Source organism: Methanothermobacter tenebrarum (assembly GCF_023167465.1).
Lineage (GTDB): Archaea > Methanobacteriota > Methanobacteria > Methanobacteriales > DSM-23052 > Methanothermobacter_A > Methanothermobacter_A tenebrarum.
The window spans coordinates 1,252,204-1,273,618 of the sequence record NZ_AP025698.1; the positions used below are offsets into that span (position 1 = coordinate 1,252,204).

A 21,415-nucleotide genomic window follows, 5' to 3' on the forward strand; every position below is an offset into this window, starting at 1 on the left:
CCTCTCCAATTTTATTAGTCTCCTGGAAATTCGAGCTTTGATCCTTGCTTTCTTAACCCTGATTGTCTTTCACCATGATGCTATTTTTTCCCTTTGAGAATCTTTCGACCAAAATAGGAAAAGATAATCTTCTCTTTTTTTGTAGTTCAGGAACTACTTATTTTATGATCATGAACTTGGAATGCTTGGATACGCTAGAGATGAGCATGCTCAAAAGCTATGGTGTGTGGGTCTAAATTTACCTCCATGTCAAAGTTTCCCCTGCAACTACAAAATATATTTTAATGTTTAAATATTTTTCGACAAAATGTTAAGGTTTTGCAATCTTCCATGTTACTCTTGTAATCTTCTTTTTTTGTCGAATTTTACTCTGGCAGATGAAAGTCCCCCTACTTTCCCCCATTTCATTATACTATCTTGTATCTTTGTAGGAGTAATAGCTCGTCTTTTGTGAGCTTTTTACCATCCTTGAATAATTTGTATATTTTTTCTGCCTTTTTCTTTTCCAGCATCCTCCTTTTGTGGGTTTTGGCCGTGTCCACCCTATCCATCCTTGATCTGATCCTCTTTATTTCAATGTTCGCTTGTTTTATCTTTTTTATGATCTTTTTTGACTCTTCATGTTTCTTTGATGCTAGTTTCATGAATTTCACGAACTCTTTATGGGCTTCATCTGCCCTGGCCCTTATCCTGTCTGTTTTCTGGAATTGTTCTATCATCTTTTCATGGTATTCCTGGGCTTCTTTGGAGAGTCCGACAACATTTTCATGGTATTTTTCTGATAATTTTTTAAGTTCAAGGGCTTTCTTTTGTGTTTTTTCATCTTCTTGTATTTTTGCCAGTTCTCTTCTGAGGTCGTTTGCCCTGTTGACTAGTTCGTTTTCTTTTTTCATGTCTAGGACTTGTGTCTCTATTATCTTATCGATTTTTTTGATCTCATTCTCCAATTTTAAACGTTTTCTCCCAGTGGGTGACCATTTTAACTTGCGGATCTTCTTATTGGTTTCTTCTCTGAGTCTTTTGTTCTCTTCAACCATCTTATTTATTTCATTTCTCTTATCCCTGAATTCGAGGGCTAAATCCAGGTTTTCCTTAGCTTTCTTGTTGAGTTCGTCTCGGAGCTCTTTTTTTTCTTTAGCCTTCCTGTTGAATTCGTCCCTTTCCTCTAGTGTGGCTGAAAGTTTATCCTTGTATTCCCTTTTTTTGTCGAGGACTTCCTCGAGGCTTGCCTCATCGGCTTCTTCAAGTTCTTCTATGAAGGGTATTATCTCCTTGAGGTCCTTTTTCTCTACTATGGCATCTGCTTTTTCTTTGACTATTGGCTTGGCATTGAATGCTATGCCTAACTTGGCAGATTCTATCATGGATATGTCATTAGCACCATCACCTACAGCGACGCACTCATCAAAACTGAAACCTTCCTCTTCTAATAGTTCCTGTAGGATCTCATATTTCGTCTTTTCTACAAGGGGTCCGGTAACTTTCCCTGTTAAAAGACCATTTTTGTGGTGTAGTTTGTTACAGATTATATAATCTAGGTTCAATCTTTTACCTATTATATTCGCTACAATATCAAAGCTGCCTGTTATTGTGGCGATCTTGTAGCCTTTCTCCTTGAGCTCTTGGATGGTTTCCTCGGCGCCTTTCATCAGTGGGAGTTTATGGGCCAATTTTTTTATATCATCCACTTTGGCTCCTTTGAGTAGTTTCACCCTTTCTTCTATTGATTCTTTGAAGTCCATTTCCCCTTCCATGGCCCTTTTTGTGAGTTCCATTATCTTTTTCTCAACTCCCACTAGTTTTCCGATTTCATCTATGGCTTCCGCGTCTATTATAACATTATCAAGGTCGAAGACTACAAGTTTAATCAATAATATCACCATTAAATAAGATCCAACTCAGCGAGGCGGGCTTTTGTCCTTTCAACGCCAAGCTTAGCATCCTCAGCACTCTTAGCCCCTGTGCAGACAACTTTACCGGATCCGAAGAGTAAAAGGACAACCTTAGGATCATCCAGACGGTATACGAGTCCCGGGAACTGTTCAGGTTCGTATTCGGTGTTTTCAAGGCCAAGGGTCACGGCTTCTAGGTTGAGTGGTTTTCCCAGGTTGGCTGAGGCTACTATGTTCTGTATTTTGATCTCGAAATCCTCTGGGATTTCAGGATCCATTGTCCTCATTTTATCTACTGTTATCTTTATGGCCCTTTTGGAATCTTCGATTGATTTTGCACCGGTACATACTAGTTTACCTGAGCCGAATATTAGGGCTGCTGTCTTCGGATTCTTCAACTTATATACGAGTCCCGGGAACTGTTCTCGGTTAAAATCAACGTTTTTAAGCGCTTTTGACACTCTTGTGAGGTCTATGGATTTTCCAAGGGTTGCAGAGGCTACTATATTCTCTATTTTAATATCTATATCATTCAATTATTATACCTCCCTGTGAAGTTGAAAGTATACATTGGACTCTTATAAACGCTAAATTATATAATATTATAAGTACTAAAAATTGATTACTACCAAATCCCAATTTTTTATTATATCCTCTGATTTAAAATTTTTCAAACAAATCCATGAAAGATTATAATAATATATAAAATATCCCATAAACTAATAAAAAAATCACATGAAGGACTGGTGAACATCCTTGATAGAAGTGGAAGTAAAAGCCAAAACAGACCCCACCATAAAAGAGAAACTCGAATCCATCGGAGCCCGGAAGATCAGAACAGAAAAACAAGAAGACATATACTTCAACGCACCCCACAAAGACTTCAAAATCACAGACGAAGCCCTAAGGATAAGAAAAACGCCAACGAAAGCCCTCCTAACATACAAAGGACCTAAAATAGATGAAAAAAGCAAAACCCGACAAGAAATAGAAACAGAAATCCCAAACCCCAAGAAGATGACAAGAATACTAGAATCTCTAGGATTCAAAAAAGCACACAAAGTAGTGAAAGAAAGAGAAATATACCAACTAGACGATTTCAAAGCCACAATAGATAAAGTCAAAGGCCTTGGAACCTACATCGAAATAGAAAAAGATATAAAAGAAAATGAAGACTATGCTGAAATACTCAACAAAATCTACAAAATCTACAAAAAACTAGGAATCCAAAAAGGATTCCAAAGAAAATCATACCTCGAACTACTCCTAGAATGATACCCCACACACATAAGGATCTAGGTGATCATTTGAAATACTTCGTAAGCCCCTTCAACAAAAAAATAAAATTAAAATTCCCAGAAAAAATCACAATCTATGACACCACCCTAAGAGACGGAGAACAGACACCAGGAGTCTGCCTAGGAACAAAAGAAAAACTAGCAATAGCAAGAAAACTCGACGAACTAGGAATACACCAAATAGAAGCGGGCTTCCCAGTAGTCTCCGAAGAAGAAAGAAGATCGGTTAAAAAGATCGCGAATGAAGGCCTAAACGCCGAGATACTCGCATTATCGCGTACAAAAAAAGAAGACATAGAAACGGCCATAGACTGCGACGTAGACGGGATAATCACCTTCATAGCCACATCAGACCTACACCTCAAACACAAACTAAAACTAACAAAAGAACAAGCACTAAACATCTGCATGAAATCACTAGAATACGCCAAAGACCATGGAATATTCGTAGCATTCTCAGCCGAGGACGCCACAAGAACCGACCTAGACTTCCTGAAAAAAATCTATAAAAAAGCCGAAGACTACGGAGCCGACCGAATCCACATAGCAGACACAGTAGGCGCCATCACACCCCAGGGCATGCAATTCCTCGTAAAAGAACTCAAAAAATTCCTCAACACCGAAATAGCACTACACTGCCACAACGACTTCGGACTCGCAGTCGCGAACTCGATCACCGGCCTACTAGCCGGAGCAGATGCAATATCCACCACAGTCAACGGGATAGGTGAAAGAGCAGGGAACACACCCCTAGAAGAACTAATAATGGCCCTCCTAATCCTATATGGAATAGGCCTAGGATTCAACATAAAAGTACTCTGCGAACTATCCAAACTCGTGGAAAAATACACACACATGAAAGTCCCAGAAAACAAACCAATAGTAGGAAAAAACGTCTTCAGACACGAATCAGGAATACACGTAGACGCAGTCCTAGAAGAACCACTAACATATGAACCATTCCTACCCGAACTTATAGGACACAAAAGAAAGATAGTCCTAGGCAAACACTCAGGATGCAGAGCAGTTAAAGCAAAACTCAAAGAATACGGGATAGAAGTAACACGAGACGAACTCTGCAAAATAGTGGAAGAAGTTAAAAAAGCCCGAGAAAAAGGAAGATTCATAAATGATAAACTATTTAAAGAAATCATAAGTTCCGTAAAAGGACCAGTAGACATGTAGTGATCCCCCATGAACATAACCGAAAAAATAATAGCCAAAGCCGCGGGTAAAAAAGAAGTACAAGCCGGCGAAATCATCCAAGTCAACGTCGACCTTGCAATGACACACGACGGTACAAGCCCGCCCACAATCCAAACCTTCAAAAAAATAGCCGAAAAAACAGGACAAAAAAGAGTGTGGAACCCGAAAAAGATAGTAATAGTCTACGACCACAACATACCACCAAACAACATCGGAGCGGCTGAATTCCAAAAGATAACACGAGAATTCGCAAAAGAACAGAAAATAGAAAACATCTTCAAACACGGAGAAGGCATATGCCACCAAGTACTCCCAGAAAAAGGATTCATAAAACCTGGAACCGTCATAATAGGAGCCGACTCACACACATGCACCTACGGGGCATTCGGAGCATTCGCCACTGGAATGGGCGCCACTGACATGGCCATGATATTCGCCACCGGCAAAACATGGCTAAGAGTCCCAGAGTCGATGAAAATAGAAGTCGAGGGCAGATTCCAAGAAAATGTAACAGCCAAAGACCTCATATTACACATCATAGGAAAACTCGGAGTCGACGGGGCAACCTACAAATCCATCGAATTCACAGGAGAAACCATTAAAGGACTCAGCGTCCCGGAGAGAATGACCATCTGCAACATGACAGTAGAAATGGGGGCCAAAAACGGGATAATAGAACCCAACAAGGCCACCATAGAATACCTTAAAAAAAGACTCCCCAACGGGAAATTCAAAATCTACACACCAGATCCCAATCATGATTACCACGAAGAATTCTACTTTAACATAGACGATCTTGAACCACAAATAGCATGTCCAAACTCAGTTGACAACGTCAAAGATGCCAAAAGTGTCCTCGGGACGCATATAGATGAAGCATTCCTAGGTTCTTGCACAAATGGGAGATTCAAAGACCTTAAAATGGCGGCGGAGATACTGAAAGATGAAAAAATACACGAGGACGTGAGGATGATAATAGTCCCAGCATCCTCAGAAATCTACCTTAAAGCCCTGAAAAAAGGCCTAATAAAAATCTTCATAGACGCGGGGGCAATAGTATGCAACCCAGGCTGCGGCCCATGCCTCGGAGCCCACATGGGAGTCCTAGGCCCCGGAGAAGTTTGCATATCCACCAGTAACAGGAACTTCCAAGGGCGCATGGGAGACCCCAAATCAAAAGTCTACCTCGCAAACCCCATAATAGTAGCCCAGTCAGCCATCAAAGGCGAAATATCCATACCAGAATAATAGAAGGGGATATGGAATGGATATAGATGTTGTGGAGGAAATCAAAAGACTTGAAAGAGTAATAGGCCCTCTTTCAAACACCCAAAAGATACTACTAGCAACAGATGGTTCAGTTACAAGAATACTCGACGTCATATTCGGGAAAGTGAATATAAAAACCCTAGTACAAGAGTTTAGAGAAGCCAGCGAAGAAATCGCTGAAAAACTTGACATAGCCGCTGGAGAAAAAATAAACTACAGAATAGTCTTAATTGGTAACAAAGAACCCCTCATACACGCGATATCATACATCCCCCTCGCAAGATTAAACAACGATTTTAAAGAAGATCTGATAAGGGCAGACATACCAATCGGGAAAATACTCCGCAAACATAACATCGAATCAAGAAGAGAAGTGGAAAAAATAGACATCCAAGAACCTACAAGAGAACTCAAAAAAATATTCAACACCGACTCATTAATGTTAACACGCACATACAACATCATACACAAAGACAAAATCCTAATAAGGATAAAAGAAACATTCCCCATCACATACTTCAAAAAATAGGATTTTTGAAACCCTTGAGGTTATAAATATGGGTGTTAAACTCAAGGATATAATATACGCCTCTAAGATAAAAATCGAGGACTTGAATGGGCGCATTATAGCAATCGACGCCCCAAACACCATATACCAGTTCCTCTCCAGTATAAGGCAGAAGGATGGAACACCCCTAATGGACAGAAAAGGCAGAATAACATCACATCTCAGCGGCATACTCTACAGAACCTCAGCAATCATAGAAAAGGGCATAAAAGTAGTCTACGTATTCGATGGTAAAAGCCCACATTTAAAAATGGAAACAATCACAAAAAGGAAATCTGTAAGAGTTGAAGCCGAAAAAAAATGGAAGGAAGCCCTCAGAGAAGGAGAAATCGAAGAAGCCAGAAAATATGCTGTAAGATCCGCCAGGATATCCCCTGAGATAATATCCACTTCAAAAAAACTTCTAGACCTGATGGGAGTCCCATTCGTTGAAGCACCAGCAGAAGGCGAAGCCCAAGCATCCCACATCGTCCAGAAAGGTGACGCATGGGCGGTCGCCTCACAAGACTACGACTGCCTATTATTCGGGGCTCCACGAATCATCAGAAACCTCGCCGTCACCGGCAGAGCACACGAACTAGAACTCCTAGAATTAGAAACAATCCTGAAAAAATTAAAGATCACCAGAGAACAATTAGTCGACATGGCACTACTCATAGGCACAGACTTCAACAAGGGAATAAAAGGGATAGGACCAAAAAGCGCCCTCAAACTGATAAAAGAAAAAGGTAACATCTACAATGTACTAGAAGATCTAGGCGAAGAATTAGACGAAGAACCCGAAACTTTAAGGGAAATTTTCCTCAACCCAGAGGTTACAGACGACTACAAGCTCTCATGGAAGAGCCCCGACAAGGAGGGTATTATAGAATTCCTCTGCCACGAGCACGGATTCTCAGAAGAAAGAGTGCGAAATGCCATAAAGAAAATGCAAGTTGAAAAATCTATCCAGAAAAGTTTGACAGACTGGTTCTAACCGATTCCACCCCAAGCCTATAATAGAAGCCCCTACCAATAGAATACCTGATAAGCCTCCTATAGGATGGGTGCGCCTGGAGAGTATCCGAATCGCCTATAATCACAAGTTTTCTCCTCGCCCTTGTAAGTGAAACATTAAGACGTCTTAAATCACTGAGAAAGCCTATTCTACCCTCCTTGTTACTCCTCACCATGGATATTATTATAATCTCCTTTTCACGACCCTGATAACCATCAACAGTGTTAACCTCCACCTTAGCATGAGACGATATAAGATCCACCTGATCATCATAGGGTGTTATAATACCAATATCAGAAGGTTTAACACCCCTTCTAATAAAAAAATTAGATACTATAACCGCAAGATCAGCCTCTAACTGATTCTGGAGCGAAGGCGACCCCTTAACCCTCCTCTCAAACTTGCCCTCCATATCAGCGGTGTCAATGAAAAGCAGAGGCTTCCCAGGGTCTAGAAGTTCCCTTCCAAGCTCCCACCCACAACTAGTATCATCTACAAGATCCTCTATAGTGAAATCCTCTAGGCCAGGCGCTGCCTTTATTCTATTATCATAAAACTCCATGTTAGGGAATTCCATCAACTGAGGGTTCATACGATACTGAACATCCAACATGTACGCCTTGTACGGGTACAATCTTATCAATTCTTCAAATAGCGTCTTCTCCAATTCAACAGCATCCTGATTCAAAATAGTTGGAGGCAACTGTTTATGATCACCCGCCAAGACGAATCTTCCACCACGCGAAAGGGGGATGAGAATACTCGGTATAGTGGCCTGGGAAGCCTCATCCACCACTATAAGATCGAAACTGACACCATCAAGGTATTCAAGGGCTGCTGATGAATTAGTTGAAAGTATAACAGGGGTCTCCTCTAGTATATCTGCCACTATATTATTTTCTATATCCTCCATCATCTGGTATAATCTATCTATCCTCCTGTTGGCTTTTATCCATTTTGCCATTGAAATCATGACATTTGGTGATATTCCCCTGCTACCCCTCCTTTTCATAGCATTTGCCAGTATCTGACGGTCGCTTAAACCCCTCCTAAGGGCTGGTGTGGGCTTATGATATTTCTCCCTTTCCCCTATCACCTCTTGGACTTTTTCCTCCAGTTCAGAGATCTTCTCATAATCTGGATGATTCTCCACCTTATAGGCTAGGCTTTTTTCTATGTTTTCCCTTGAAACCCTCTGTGGATGTCCAAGTCTCACACATTCAACTTTCCCATCCAATCCCTCTAGGATATTGTCCACGGCCATGTTACTCTCCGCTGTTACGAGCAATTTCCCACCTCTTTTAACCTCCTGGAGTATGAGTTCGATGAGTGTTCTTGTCTTACCCGTGCCAAAGGGGCCGTGGATCAGGAAAAAATCCTTAGAGGCTAATGCCCTTGATATCGCCTCCCTCTGGGAGTTGTTAAGATTCTCATCTTCTAATTCGAATTCCACCCTCCTAACCTTTGTGGGCTTCCTCTTCCCTAGGAGGAACTCTAATACATTATAAGTGTTCCTGTTAAGTTTTTTCAGATTATCCTCCATCCGTTGGAATGTGATGTCATTAGCATATAAGTCGATTCTAACATTTTTCAAAGCCCACCTTGGCACCCTTTCCAGGGCCACGATTATGAATCTGCCACCCTTCTGGGCCACGGTACCTGTAAGGTCGCTTCTAAGCGGGTTACCCCTACTTATAAGTACAAGATCCCCGACGCTTATCTCGGTTTCGATGGGTTTTTTCCTACCATACTTGACCAGGGTGAATCCAAGTTCCCTGCCAAGGACCTTCCCATCAAGGTTGTTAATAGCCCTACCTATCTTTTCACGCTTTGAAGCCGATAAACGCCTTATCTCCGAGATCATGGCCTCGATCTCGGCTTTTCTCTCCATTTCCACAAGTTCTAATAATCTTTTCACATATTCTTTGACTTTGATCTGCAAACCCCCCACACGCACTTAGAATGGTGGATAATCTCCGAAAAATTCTATAGCATATCTTCTTGCAGTTTCAACCTGTTCAGGGTATCTTTTTGCAAGTTTTTCCTCCAACTCTGGACGGTCTTTTATCGAAGCTATGACCTTTAAAATATTGGTATAGGTTTCAAGGGCTTCAGTGTCTATTTTATCGTGGATGCATGGCATTTCAAGGGTGATGCAAACATCAGCCCGTTTAAAAAAGCTAGTCCTTATATGAGGGGATACCGAGCCTATTAGAACACCATTTTCCAATTCAATAAGGGGCGGTACCCCCATCTTCCTTTTACGATCCGGGTCTATAAGTCCCCTATAATCCTTGTAACAGTGTGCTTCAACATAAATGGATGGCCTATAATATTCTATTAATGAGATTATCTCCCTTCCCTGTCTTGTATTATAATATGACCTTTCCAATGTGCTGAGGTAAAATGTCGGATCGCAATTATAGATTATAAGTTTACCATCCTTCACATCCTCAAAACTCAATAGCCTGAGGGCTTTTATTGTTGTAAGACCCTCCCTTCCATGCAAGCCCCCTACAAATAATCTTCTCGGCTCATCCCCCTTTTCTATCAGCCTGAAGAAACTCATGTCCCTTCCTGCCAATTACTCAAATATTCCACTTGTCTAGGTGTTAATTCATCTATCTCTATATTCATAGATTCTAGTTTCAACCTTGCAACCTTCAAATCGATCTCATCAGGGGATTTATAAACCCCAGGTTCATAATCCACGCTTAGAAGATGTTGCGCAGAAAGTGCCTGGAGTGAAAAACTCATATCCATTATCTCCGCAGGGTGTCCCTGTCCCCTAGTAGATGCCAGGTTAACTAATCTACCCTCAGCAAGGAGATACAACCTTCTACCATCCTCCAATATGAACTCTTCAATATCCTCTCTAATAATCCTATTATTAACCGAGAGGCTCAGAAGATCATCACGGTTTATCTCCACATTAAAATGGCCGGCATTAGCCATTATACAACCATCCTTCATCTTCTTAAAATCCTCCAGGGAGACAACATCAATATTCCCAGTGGCTGTTATAAGTATATCAGCATGTCTAACAGCCTCATTAACCTTCATAACCCTGAAACCATCCATCCTAGCCTCAAGGGCCCTTATAGGATCCACCTCAGTTATGATAACGTTAGCCCCGAGACCATCAGCTCTCATAGCGATGCCACGACCACACCACCCATAACCACAAATGACAACAGTCTTACCAGCTATTAACATGTTGGTTGCGCCCATTATAGAATCAAGTGTCGACTGGCCAGTACCATACCTATTATCGAAAAGATACTTTGTATAAGCGTCATTAACAGCCATAACAGGGAATCGTAGCGCACCATCCTCTGCCATGGCCCTGAGACGGTGTATGCCAGTAGTGGTCTCTTCACACGCCCCCCTTATCTTATCCAATATTTCAGGCCTTTCTCTATGGGCGAGGAATATCATATCAGCTCCATCATCTATTAGGATGTCTGGTTCATGGTCGAGTACGCGATGAATATTCTCATAATATTCCTGTGTTGTTTCACCACGCCAACCATAAATGTTGAGGCCGAGGGATGCTCCTGCCGCCGCAGCATCGTCTTGGGTTGAAAGTGGATTGCAGCCTGTCATCGCGACTTCAGCCCCTCCAGCCATTAAAGTTAATCCAAGGTTGATGGTTTTTGGCTCCAAGTGCAAACATGAGGCTATTGTAATCCCCTTGAATGGTTTTTTTTCTTCGAATTCTCTTTTTATATGTTCAAGGACTGGCATGTGCCTTTGAACCCATTCTATTTTCTCCTCCCCCTGGGGGGCTAATGAAATGTCCCTTACATTATATGGCATAGGAATCCCTTCTCTTACAAAAAAAGGTAATTTTTTTAGAGGTATTGGACTTGCTCCTCCATCATGGTTGACTTCGGTTTTATTTTTTTCATGGCCTCTTTAAAGTTTTTCATTGGAACTTCCTTTGCGTTCATGTCTTGTCTGAGTGTTAGCATGGCCGCTTCTCTGCAGATTGCTTCGATGTCAGCGCCAACATAACCTTCTGTCATCTCAGCCAGCTTCTCTAGGTCGACATCGTCTGCCAGTGGCATTTTCCTTGTGTGGACTTTGAATATTGCGAGTCTGGCTTCCTTGTCCGGATCTTCAACCTTCACGTGCCTGTCGAATCTTCCAGGTCTTAGCAGGGCAGGGTCTAGGATGTCTGGCCTGTTTGTCGCCGCTATTACAACCACGTCTTGTAGTTCTTCTAGGCCGTCTATTTCTGTTAATAGTTGGTTGACAACTCTCTGGGTTACTCCTGAGTCGGCTTCTGAGCCTGTTCTCCTGGATGCTATTGAGTCTATTTCATCGAAGAATATTATTGTCGGTGCTGTCTGCCTGGCCTTCCTGAATACTTCTCTCACGCCCTTTTCTGATTCGCCAACCCATTTTGAGAGCAGTTCAGGTCCTTTGACTGCTATGAAGTTGGCTTCGCTTTCGTTTGCCACCGCCTTTGCTAGGAGTGTTTTACCTGTTCCTGGTGATCCGTATAATAGTATGCCCTTTGGTGGTTTTATGCCGAATTCTTTGAATTTTTCAGGATATTTAAGGGGCCATTCTACTGCTTCTCTGAGTTCCTGTTTTGCTTTTTCAAGTCCTCCAATGTCATCGTATGTTATGTTAGGTACTTGTACTAGTACTTCTCTGAGTGCTGATGGTTGTATGTCCTTTAGGGCGTTTTTGAAGTCCTCCTTGGTTACTATCATCTTTTTGAGGACTTCCTTTGGTATTTCCTCGTCGGCTTTTATTTCGGGTAGTATTCTTCTGAGCACTCTCATTGCAGCTTCTTTACAGAGTGATTCTAGGTCTGCGCCCACGAAACCGTGTGTTATCTCCGCCAATTCGTCTAGGTCGACGTCGTCTGCCAGTGGCATGCCCCTTGTGTGTATTTCTAGTATTTCTTTTCTTTCGTCTTTGTCTGGCACGCCTAATTCTATTTCTCTGTCAAATCTTCCAGGTCTTCTGAGGGCGGGGTCTAGTGCGTCTGGCCTGTTTGTGGCTCCGATGACCATGACCTGGCCCCTTGTTTTAAGACCATCTAGTAGTGTTAGGAGTTGTGCGACTATCCTCCTTTCAACTTCTCCTGTTACTTCCTCCCTTTTTGGTGCTATTGCGTCTATTTCGTCGATGAATATGATTGATGGGGCGTTTTCTTCTGCTTCTTCGAATATTTCTCTGAGTCTTTCTTCTGATCCTCCGACGTATTTGCTCATGATCTCGGGGCCGTTTATTGCTATGAAGTGTGCGTCGCTTTCGTTTGCAACCGCCTTTGCAAGGAGTGTTTTACCTGTTCCTGGCGGCCCGTACATTAGTATGCCCTTTGGTGGTGTTATTCCCAGTCTTTCGAAGAGTTCTGGCCTTTTTAGTGGGATTTCTATCATTTCCCTTACTTTTTTGACTTCTTCTTTCAGGCCTCCGATGTCTTCGTAGGTTACGTCTACGAGGTTTGTGACTCCTTCGAGTTTGCTTACGTCTACTGGTTGTGGTTGTATTTCGACGTCTGTCATGTCTGTGACTTTAACGACTCCGGAGGGTTTTGTTGATACTACTGCTAGTTTTATTTCTCCTAGTGGTGATATGTCCATGAAGTCTCGGAGTAGTTCGTCGAATAGGCTGCCTGTGGATATTTGTTGTCTTATCCCTGATACTATTATGTCTCCTTTTACGAGTACTCTGTTGAGGAATGCTGATTTTATATCTCCTCTTATTATGATTTGTTGTTCTACTGGTGCTAGCACGACTTTTTCGGCTTCTTTTACTTCTGCTCTTCTTACTGTTACTTCTTCTCCTATGGATGCTCGTGCGTTTTTACGTAGGTATCCGTCTATTCTTATGATTCCTAGGCCTATGTCTGATTGTGATGATGCAGCTGTGGCTGCTGTGAGCTTTTTTCCTTCTATTTCGATGATGTCACCGTCTTTGATGCCTAGTTCTTCCATTGCTTGGGGGTCGAGTCGGGCTATTCCCCTGCCGACATCTGCTTGTGATAATGCTTCGGCTACTTTGAGTTTTATTTCTTTTTTCTCCATTTTAGTCCACCTTATTTTATCTTATTATTTTTTTGTTATTTATTAAAATAGGGTTATCCTAATATTTTAGTAAACTTTTGTAACTATAATACAAATGTAGTTTATATTATATAAAGTTTTCGGTAACTTTATATATGAGGAGGTGGGGTGGTTATTATCTTATAATCGCGCCAAAACCCTCAAGCAAACCCCTAACCTTCTCATAAACCCCAGGATCAATAACCTCAAACCTAAAAGTTACACTCACCATCCCCGAGGGTATCTGATCACCCCTATAAATATCAATTACATGAGCCTTCACAACACCATCCAAACCCTCAATAACCTCCCGTATAATCTCAGGATCACAACCTTCAGGGAACATAGCTGAAATATCATAAGTACGCCTAGGAAGATTCTCCACCTTCCAGTCCCAGAGCTTCTCCCTCCCCAAAACCCGAATATTCGACACCTTCAACTTTACACGCCTTTTACCAACCCTCAAAACGGCAAAATCGGGATCAACAGACTCCAAAACCCCAACATGAACATTACCAGAATAGATATGTTTAAGACCAACTTCTTTACCAATAGAATCCTTCAAAACATCCAATTCCCTATTCAAAGCAAAAATAGCCTTATCAGACCTTCCAAGGGAAGCTTCAACATCATCAAGGCTCTTAGCGGCGAAACTCATCCACCTAACAAAACTATCCCTATCCTCACGCCTTAAAAGATCCTCTAAACGTTCAACAGCCCCCATAAACTCCCCCCGCACCCTCTCACCATACCTATTATAAACTTGTATAGAATAAGCCAAATAAGGATTCTGCGAAACTATCCGGGCAATAGTATCAAGCATAAGATTATAAATAGGACTCGCAAACCGCCTAGACTCCCCCACATCAACACCCAAACCCCTAATAGTCAACGCAATACTAATATAAGCAAAATGCGTAAGCACCTGCACAACACTCATCATCCTATCATGCTTCTCAGGGGAAGTGACCAAAACCCTGGCACCACGCTCCCTTAAAAAACTAACAGCCCTATCAACCCACTCAGACCTCCTCAAGGGGGTTAAAACCACAACCTGACCAGCAAGTGAACGTATCCTAGGACCAAACATAGGATGAGTAGGGAGAACATCAACACCCTCAGGGACAAGCTCTTCCATCAAACGGGCAGGCTCCTCCTTCACAGAAGTCACATCAACAAGCAAAGAACCCCGACGCATAACAGGAGCAACCTCCCTGATAACATCAAAAGTATTCTCAATAGGCACAGATATTATAACAATATCAGAATCCCTCGCAACCCTAACATTATCATGACAATACTCCACACCAAGCTCCCTACTAGCATTCTCCCCAGTAACCCTATCCCTACCAGTTATAACCACCCTAAAACCCTCACCCTTAAGAAAGCTAGCTATCCACTTCCCAAGGCCCCGTGTACCGCCAATAACCGCAATCTTCATACTATCCTACCTGTTCAGTTTTACCCCCACAGGATACCTTAACAGCCAAAAAACCACCCAAACCGCCAAGACAAACTGCCAAGAAACACGTTAAGAGGAAACCAGCAACAAAACTGAACATGTCAACCCCAAGCATACTACTTATCCAATATGGCATCTCAGGCCCCATTATCATATTATAGATGAACAATATAATCGCGAGGATTAAAGTTGCTATCGCACCCACACTAGAACTCCTATCCTCCTCCCTCGTCAGATAAGTGGCGAGGAAACCTACAAAGACGAATATAAAAACTCCACCAAAGAATAGGAACATGACAATCCCAAATATTATACCGATAAAAGTTGCCGTTCCAGCCTCATAATCTCCCATTTAGCTATCCTCCCTAACTCTTATATCATCCAAGCATAACCTAGTATTAGTGTAAGTCCACTATATTATTAGATTTTTCTATTGGGTGTGAAAATGAAGATAATCCAAGAAGACAAAAAAAAGGGGATCATAGAATTAATCCCCGAAACCCTCGATGATCTCTGGCACTTATCTCATATAATAGAAGAAGGCGACCTCGTATCCTCAAAGACCACGCGCAGAATACAGGATACCAGTGGCAAGAGGATAAGAAGTGACAGGGGCGTGAAAAAAACATTCTATCTAGGAATCCGTGTAGAATCTGTGAAATTTCACAGATACACCGGCAAACTAAGGGCAACAGGAACCATAGAAAAAGGCCCAGAGGATCTAGTACCATTAGGCTCACACCACACAATAGAGATCAAATTAAACACACCACTACGTATAAAAAAAGAAACCTGGTCCAAGTGGGCTCTGAGAAGATTAAAAGACGCTATAAGGTCGTCGAAAAGATTATATGCTATAATATTGGCCCTAGAGGATGACACGGCAGATATAGGGCTCATAAGACAATACGGGATAGAATACTACGGTCCCATCATAGGGGACATCCCAGGCAAAAGAATACAACAAAAAAACCGGAGAAAAAAAATCATCCAATTCTATGAAAAAATAATAGAAGCCATAAAAAACCTGAAGGGATTAGAACTAATCGTCATCGCAGGACCAGGATTCACAAAAACAGACTTCCACTCCTACCTAAAAGAAAAACATCCAAAATTGGCTAAAATCTCTATAATAGAAAGCACCGGAACCGGAGGCCGTGTAGGGATACAAGAAGTCCTAAAAAAGGGTACAATCGAACGCGCGGCCACAGAAAACAGAATAGCAAAAGAAATCAGAAACGTCAACGAAATACTGGAAGAAATAGCAAAATCATCAGATCTGATAGCCTACGGTGAAAAAGAAGTTAAAGAAGCAGCCAACATGGGCGCAATAAAAAAATTATTAATATTAGACAAACTCGTAAGCGAAAAAGAAACATTACTAGACCTAGTCGAAAACATGGGCGGCGAAATAATACTAATAAGCAGCGAACACGAAGGCGGCAAACAACTAGAAGCACTCGGTGGAATAGCAGCCCTTCTAAGATTCAAAATACACTAAAAAAGCCCAGGGATGGGTAAAAACATGGGGATAACAATCAAAAACTGCAGAGGATGCAACACCTGCAACCTAGTACTATGCCCCGCGAGAAACGTGAAAAAGGCAGCCGAGAAAGGCGAATGCTTCGAATGCGGAGCATGCACACTAGCATGCCCATACGAGGCCATAAAATTGGACAAGACCAAAAAAGAGGAGGTAAGGGTCACAGTAGATGATAAACCCGTGAAGGCAGCGGGGCTCGTGAAAGACGCCCTCAAAGCCGCTGGAATAGACACAGGAAAATCACCAGAAAACACCATATTCATGCCATGCGAATGTGGAGGCTGCTGGACCTGCGCAGTCAAAATAAACAACAAAATAGCACTATCATGCATAACACCCCTATCAGAGGGCATGGAAATAGAAACAAAGATCAAAGCTCCCCTAAGAGTCGTGAGCGGATTCGGCGCCCACATGGTAGGTGGAGTTGGAACACCATACTATCTAAAAAACAGCATAACCCCCATAGAAGTTGTCGGATTCACACACGGATGCAACCTAAGATGTCCACAATGCCAAAACCATCGCATCGCATTCACAGCAAAAGCCCCCATACTAGAACCCAAAGAAACAGCCGAAATATTACTAGGCCTCGAATCAATATACATGACAGGCACAGTAACACTCTCAGGTGGAGAATGCACACTAAACAAAGAATGGCTACTTGAAACAATACAAAGAATAAAAAGAGAAAGAAAAGTTAACATACACATTGACACAAACGGGACAATCCTAAACCCAGCCTACATAGACCAGCTAGTAAAAAAAGGAATGACACAAATAGGCATAGACCTCAAAGCCCTCAAAACCAGAACATTCCAACACATAACAGGCATAAAAGACGAAAAAATCGCAAAAGAATACCTGGAAAATTCATGGAACGCCACAGAATACACCATCAACAACTACGAAGAAAAAGTATACCTAGGAATAGGCATACCATACAATAAAAAACTAATAACCATCAAGGAAATCAAAAAAATGGGACAAAAAATCCGCAAAATCAACCCAGAAATCCAAGTCTGCATACTAGACTACAGGCCAGAATTCAGAAGACAAAATATCAAAAGACCAACATTCAATGAAATGATCCAAATAAAAAAACTACTAAACAATGAAGGCCTCAAGATAGTCATCGTTCAAACCATACACGGCCATATCGGACCATAAAATTTGATGATGTGGGGGCCATGATAAAGATTATCATCGCAACAATCACAACACTACTCCTAACCCCAACAATAAAATATCTAATAGAAAAATATGCCAAATCCACCAACCTCTACACCAAAATCAGAGGGGGCACGCCACGCGGAACCGGCCTAGCACCATTCATCATCCTCATACTATTCCTACCAGCCCCCTACAACCTCCTAGTGGGGATAATGGGGATCCTAGCGTTCATAGACGATATCCTAGGGAGAAAGAGGATAAAAAACTCAAAGATTGAATGGGGACAATTAGCAAGAGGTCTCGGGATAATAACCATCTCCATCCTAGGATATCCCATCATGGGCCCCTCCAGCATCATTGTAGCCTTCATGATACAACCCCTGAACATTGCAGACATGCAACCAGGAGCCGCATGCACCACCATAATAACAACCTCACTTCTAGTCACCATCTTATCCCTGCTCAAAAACCAACCCACATACCTCCCCATTCTAATATTAGCTACTTGCCTAGCATATTCACCCCTAGACTACAAAGGGAAAATGATGATGGGAGAAATAGGCAACCACAGTTACGCCATAGCCCTTGGCATAAGCTTCCACCTCCTCGGAGGATTCACAACCGTTCTAGCATTCTTCTTACTCACAACACTCATAATAGCCCTGATAAGAAGAAAAAACTTGAAAAACTACATCCAAGAAAACCTTAAAATCGAAAACCCAACCCTGGGCGACTGCTTTATGGATGTTATAAGTGGTGGAGGACTCGGAGACCTGCTAAGACGGCTAATACTAAAAGATAAAAAATTCAAGATCAAAAATAGGATGCTGAAAATCCTAGGATTCAGAAGACTATTACACAATCCACACATACAATAGTCTCCTAAACTACCCCCAGTTGCAGGTGTTCCAATGACAAAGCCTTACCAGTACACCACGTAGATGTGGGGGTTTCCCATGACCCGGAACGTGTCCCCAACCCCGTGCCAAATATCCTGTTAGCTATATAATCCTTGTATAGATCATAGGATAATCCCCTCTGTTTGTGTCTGTTGGGTTCACCTTCTTCACCATCCTATTAGCTTTTATAGGATAATATGTGGAAGAACCGGGTCCTGGAGGCGTTGTGGATTTTTCCTGGCGAGACAAGGATCCCCCCAACCATGTTCTAAAATTTAAACTTTTCGAGCTTTCATCAGGGGGCTTCCCCGCCGATAATAATTAAAAAATTGCTTTTTTCCGAAGAATACACCAAACCTCCAGCACTAGATCATCCCCCCAATTCAGTCTCATCTAGTTTTCCCTGGATAAAATCTCATAAACACCAAACAAGAAAATAATTATAACAAGGGATGAATAATCATCCCCACCAACAATTACACTGAAATATCCAAACTTTTTACAAAAGAATTGGGACAAATTATACCCCCCAGGACCCTATAGCATACCCCTATAGGAAGCGTCCAAAAGGTTTTACAGAAAATTTGGAGCCCCCCAGGGTGGGACTTTGAGGTGAAAAGATGAAAGCATTGTTCATGATCACAGGCCGTGGTATGGGTGGTGACGCTGTAATGGGACTTAATATAGCGCAGACCCTTTCCAATAGAGGCTTTAAATGCGAATTTGCACTAGATCACACAGCCCTCGGTATACTCTTCAAAAAGAGAAATATAAAATGGTACAAGACGCTGATACCCCAAGCCGGAGGCCATGCCGCCACAAAATCCAGCCTATTTAAAGCTGCCTTAAAAGCCCTAAAGGCTACATGGGAAGGCTACAAGTTGATAAAGGAGGTTAAACCGGATATAGTGGTTGGTGTTATAGGTGGCGGGGCTGTGATCGGCTGTTTATCGGCTAAACTAGCCAGAGTACCCGCCGTGGGCATATCAAACACTCCAACCGATGCAAAAATATGCAGAATCCTCAACCCAACCATAATGTTACCAGAATCTAGCCTTTTTGGGATAAAAGGTAAAAATCTTCACAGTTCATACTCACCAATAGACCCCAAAATTACAATGGGCAACCCTCAAAACGCCCTTAAAAAAATGCCATCATCCTACAAAGAAGATCTTCCAACAATACTATTTTCCTCCGGCTCATCACTCTTTGAACTAATGGCAAAAGCCGCGAAAAAGATAAGTGAAACAGATATAAAAGCGAATATTCTTGTAATAGGCCACCCACTAAAGGGAGAATATGAAAAATACCTAAAAAGTCCCAAGATCATAAACCTAGGATATATAGATTGGATTCCAGACCTCTACACCCTCACCGACATTGCAGTGCTATCTGATGATGGTCTCATGATACACGAAGCCATAGCATGCAAACTTCCAATAATCGCATTAAAGGGTGTTAAATATGGGAGATATCATAATATGGCGTCCGTGTTCCCCGGGGCCGTTATTGAAAGCGACTTGAACAATCTCGAAGACGCCCTGAAAAGGGCGCTTAAAATGAAGGATGAAATGAGAAAAAAAGCATCATCCTATGGTGAGAAGGTTATAAAAGCTGGTGACAGGATCGCCGATATAATCATGAAAACCGCGATGAAGAAAATTTAATATTTTGCGAAAAAACGCATTAACTTATAGATAACATCAGTTGAGGGGTGAGTTTCTACAAATTTTTCGAAATCATAGGTTTTAACGCCCAACTTTAAAAGGAGTGAAAGGTAAGCCACAACATTACGACTTGAAGGGGCTATTGAATAAACCTTCTCTATAGTCCCTGTTTCAAGGTCTACCCGGACTTTACCAAGGCCCGTATTATCATCTAGGACCTTCCAGAACGAACCAGGACCTGCAGCCCCTGGCATTTTCCCCTCAACAGACTTTTCTCCCCTAGCTTTTCCCATTTCAATATAACTTACATCATAGCCTAGTGATATCGCATGTGGAATATAAGTATAGTCCACCCTTTTTTCTATCCCCGCAGCGTTTAATCCTGCTATGGAACCTTCCATACGCGCGACTGGTGTGGTCCCAATCCCCCCAATAACATCACCTGCAGCATAAATGTTCCGGCAGGTTGTCTGCATCCTATCATCGACTATGATATTTCCTCTTCTGCCCTTTTTGACAATATCTATTATCTCCGAATTGGGGATCATGCCCGTAGCCAGGAACGGGAGCCCCTCTAGGTGACCTTTGTCTGTTTCAACAGCCCCTCCTTTTATACTTTTTATCCTAGTGTTTGTATGGATTTCAACATCCCTTAATAGTATTCTAGTTATGTAATCCCTTATTTCCCCATCTATATCCTTCAGGAATTCTCCCCTGCATATGATATGGACCCTAGATCCTAGTATTGAGAATATGTTGGCCACTTCAGCCGCTATCATCCCGCTGCCGATTATAATCAAACTCTCTGGGGTCTCTTCTAGGTTCAGGATGTCCTGGTAGTTTATAGCGTTTTCACTCCCCTTGATTGGTGGTGTGTATGGTCTTGCGCCTGTTGCTATTATCAGATTATCATAGTCGAGTTTTTCACCCTCTACTTCCACATGTTTATTGTCAGGGACCTTCGCCTCCCCATATATCACCTCTATACCCGCATCTTTGGTTTCCTTTTCTGTTATCCTTCTTATCCTTGCGATTGTCCTTTTGACACCCTCTGCTATCTTCTCGTATTCTATCTTGTAATCCAATTCTAGGATGTGGTGTTCATTGAGGGTTTTAGCATCAGATAAAAAGTTTGTTATGTCTCTTAGTCCGCATATGACCATGCAGCCTTGGTTTAGGCATGTTCCGCCTAGATGATTCCTTTCTATGATTGTAACATCCTCTTCCAATGATGCTAATTCTAGGGCGGCTGCTCTCCCAGCCGGACCTCCACCTATAATGATATTCATGGGGTGTGCCCTCCACTGGTATTGTTTAATAACTTTTATAAGTAAGCTGTTTCAAGTATCATTATAGTGTTATCTGTATATATATGGAGA

The 21,415-nt window shown here is 42.0% G+C and carries 18 protein-coding genes; 9 read left to right on the forward strand and 9 right to left on the reverse strand.

The window, feature by feature from the left end; all coding sequences use genetic code 11:
• Positions 1 to 407 precede the first annotated feature (407 nt).
• Entirely contained in the window at positions 408 to 1,871 is a 1,464-nt protein-coding gene (gene serB / locus MTTB_RS07065; protein ID WP_248564304.1) for a phosphoserine phosphatase SerB, read from the reverse strand.
• Between the two features lie 11 nt (positions 1,872 to 1,882).
• Positions 1,883 to 2,428, reverse strand: coding sequence for a TATA-box-binding protein (locus MTTB_RS07070; RefSeq protein ID WP_248564305.1), 546 nt, complete (start codon positions 2,426 to 2,428; stop codon positions 1,883 to 1,885).
• A gap of 220 nt (positions 2,429 to 2,648) precedes the next feature.
• On the opposite strand from MTTB_RS07070, the gene cyaB reads away from it, so the two are divergent.
• From cyaB to fen, 5 genes are read left to right on the forward strand one after another with little or no spacing between them, the layout of a single operon-like run.
• On the forward strand, positions 2,649 to 3,167 hold the full coding sequence (gene cyaB / locus MTTB_RS07075) for a class IV adenylate cyclase (RefSeq protein WP_248564306.1): 519 nt from the start codon (positions 2,649 to 2,651) through the stop codon (positions 3,165 to 3,167).
• Positions 3,168 to 3,199: 32 nt separating this feature from the next.
• Positions 3,200 to 4,375, forward strand: a complete 1,176-nt coding sequence (locus MTTB_RS07080; RefSeq protein WP_248564307.1) for a homocitrate synthase family protein — start codon at positions 3,200 to 3,202, stop codon at positions 4,373 to 4,375.
• A gap of 9 nt (positions 4,376 to 4,384) precedes the next feature.
• On the forward strand, positions 4,385 to 5,644 hold the full coding sequence (hacA, locus tag MTTB_RS07085; RefSeq protein ID WP_248564308.1) for a homoaconitase large subunit: 1,260 nt from the start codon (positions 4,385 to 4,387) through the stop codon (positions 5,642 to 5,644).
• A gap of 16 nt (positions 5,645 to 5,660) precedes the next feature.
• Complete coding sequence (locus MTTB_RS07090; protein ID WP_248564309.1) at positions 5,661 to 6,194, forward strand: chorismate--pyruvate lyase family protein; 534 nt, start codon at positions 5,661 to 5,663, stop codon at positions 6,192 to 6,194.
• Positions 6,195 to 6,222: 28 nt separating this feature from the next.
• Positions 6,223 to 7,209: a flap endonuclease-1 gene (gene fen / locus MTTB_RS07095; RefSeq protein ID WP_248564310.1), complete on the forward strand. Its 987-nt coding sequence runs from the start codon at positions 6,223 to 6,225 to the stop codon at positions 7,207 to 7,209.
• On the opposite strand, the gene MTTB_RS07100 is transcribed toward fen, so the two are convergent.
• The 6 genes from MTTB_RS07100 to MTTB_RS07125 all read right to left on the reverse strand — a co-directional run bounded on the left by MTTB_RS07100 (position 7,178) and on the right by MTTB_RS07125 (position 15,109).
• Positions 7,178 to 9,172 (reverse strand): IGHMBP2 family helicase, encoded by a 1,995-nt coding sequence (locus tag MTTB_RS07100; protein ID WP_428343365.1) that lies wholly within the window; start codon positions 9,170 to 9,172, stop codon positions 7,178 to 7,180. The genes fen and MTTB_RS07100 overlap by 32 nt on opposite strands.
• Before the next feature lie 15 nt (positions 9,173 to 9,187).
• Positions 9,188 to 9,814: a DUF2119 family protein gene (locus tag MTTB_RS07105; RefSeq protein WP_345894002.1), complete on the reverse strand. Its 627-nt coding sequence runs from the start codon at positions 9,812 to 9,814 to the stop codon at positions 9,188 to 9,190.
• Positions 9,796 to 11,049 carry an adenosylhomocysteinase gene (gene ahcY, locus MTTB_RS07110; RefSeq protein WP_248564312.1) on the reverse strand — a complete coding sequence of 418 codons (1,254 nt, stop codon included), beginning with the start codon at positions 11,047 to 11,049 and terminating at the stop codon, positions 9,796 to 9,798. The genes MTTB_RS07105 and ahcY overlap by 19 nt, the downstream gene beginning before the upstream one ends.
• A gap of 35 nt (positions 11,050 to 11,084) precedes the next feature.
• Positions 11,085 to 13,277 carry a CDC48 family AAA ATPase gene (locus MTTB_RS07115; RefSeq protein WP_248564313.1) on the reverse strand — a complete coding sequence of 731 codons (2,193 nt, stop codon included), beginning with the start codon at positions 13,275 to 13,277 and terminating at the stop codon, positions 11,085 to 11,087.
• 154 nt (positions 13,278 to 13,431) lie between these two features.
• Positions 13,432 to 14,736, reverse strand: a complete 1,305-nt coding sequence (locus MTTB_RS07120) for a prephenate dehydrogenase (RefSeq protein WP_248564314.1) — start codon at positions 14,734 to 14,736, stop codon at positions 13,432 to 13,434.
• Position 14,737: 1 nt separating this feature from the next.
• Positions 14,738 to 15,109: a hypothetical protein gene (locus tag MTTB_RS07125; protein WP_248564315.1), complete on the reverse strand. Its 372-nt coding sequence runs from the start codon at positions 15,107 to 15,109 to the stop codon at positions 14,738 to 14,740.
• 93 nt (positions 15,110 to 15,202) lie between these two features.
• On the opposite strand from MTTB_RS07125, the gene MTTB_RS07130 reads away from it, so the two are divergent.
• From MTTB_RS07130 to MTTB_RS07145, 4 genes are all read left to right on the forward strand, one after another.
• Entirely contained in the window at positions 15,203 to 16,258 is a 1,056-nt protein-coding gene (locus MTTB_RS07130) for an mRNA surveillance protein pelota (protein ID WP_248564316.1), read from the forward strand.
• A gap of 24 nt (positions 16,259 to 16,282) precedes the next feature.
• Positions 16,283 to 17,467 carry a radical SAM protein gene (locus tag MTTB_RS07135; protein ID WP_248564317.1) on the forward strand — a complete coding sequence of 395 codons (1,185 nt, stop codon included), beginning with the start codon at positions 16,283 to 16,285 and terminating at the stop codon, positions 17,465 to 17,467.
• A gap of 20 nt (positions 17,468 to 17,487) precedes the next feature.
• Positions 17,488 to 18,348 carry a cell wall biosynthesis protein gene (locus MTTB_RS07140; protein ID WP_248564318.1) on the forward strand — a complete coding sequence of 287 codons (861 nt, stop codon included), beginning with the start codon at positions 17,488 to 17,490 and terminating at the stop codon, positions 18,346 to 18,348.
• Positions 18,349 to 18,989: 641 nt separating this feature from the next.
• Positions 18,990 to 20,036: a glycosyltransferase gene (locus MTTB_RS07145; RefSeq protein WP_248564319.1), complete on the forward strand. Its 1,047-nt coding sequence runs from the start codon at positions 18,990 to 18,992 to the stop codon at positions 20,034 to 20,036.
• Here the strand turns inward: MTTB_RS07145 and MTTB_RS07150 are convergent.
• Entirely contained in the window at positions 20,033 to 21,325 is a 1,293-nt protein-coding gene (locus MTTB_RS07150; protein WP_248564320.1) for an FAD-dependent oxidoreductase, read from the reverse strand. The two genes, MTTB_RS07145 and MTTB_RS07150, sit on opposite strands and share 4 nt — an antisense overlap.
• Between the last annotated feature and the right edge of the window lie 90 nt (positions 21,326 to 21,415).

Excerpts from the sequence above, each read along its gene's own strand:
- MTTB_RS07150 (WP_248564320.1), bottom strand. The coding sequence starts at position 21,325 with ATGAATATCATTATAGGTGGAGGTCCGGCTGGGAGAGCAGCCGCCCTA.
- MTTB_RS07125 (WP_248564315.1), bottom strand. The coding sequence starts at position 15,109 with ATGGGAGATTATGAGGCTGGAACGGCAACTTTTATCGGTATAATATTT.
- MTTB_RS07120 (WP_248564314.1), bottom strand. The coding sequence starts at position 14,736 with ATGAAGATTGCGGTTATTGGCGGTACACGGGGCCTTGGGAAGTGGATA.
- MTTB_RS07090 (WP_248564309.1), top strand. The coding sequence starts at position 5,661 with ATGGATATAGATGTTGTGGAGGAAATCAAAAGACTTGAAAGAGTAATA.
- MTTB_RS07140 (WP_248564318.1), top strand. The coding sequence starts at position 17,488 with ATGATAAAGATTATCATCGCAACAATCACAACACTACTCCTAACCCCA.
- MTTB_RS07130 (WP_248564316.1), top strand. The coding sequence starts at position 15,203 with ATGAAGATAATCCAAGAAGACAAAAAAAAGGGGATCATAGAATTAATC.
- MTTB_RS07115 (WP_248564313.1), bottom strand. The coding sequence starts at position 13,277 with ATGGAGAAAAAAGAAATAAAACTCAAAGTAGCCGAAGCATTATCACAA.
- MTTB_RS07145 (WP_248564319.1), top strand. The coding sequence starts at position 18,990 with ATGAAAGCATTGTTCATGATCACAGGCCGTGGTATGGGTGGTGACGCT.
- hacA (WP_248564308.1), top strand. The coding sequence starts at position 4,385 with ATGAACATAACCGAAAAAATAATAGCCAAAGCCGCGGGTAAAAAAGAA.
- MTTB_RS07135 (WP_248564317.1), top strand. The coding sequence starts at position 16,283 with ATGGGGATAACAATCAAAAACTGCAGAGGATGCAACACCTGCAACCTA.
- fen (WP_248564310.1), top strand. The coding sequence starts at position 6,223 with ATGGGTGTTAAACTCAAGGATATAATATACGCCTCTAAGATAAAAATC.
- ahcY (WP_248564312.1), bottom strand. The coding sequence starts at position 11,049 with ATGCCATATAATGTAAGGGACATTTCATTAGCCCCCCAGGGGGAGGAG.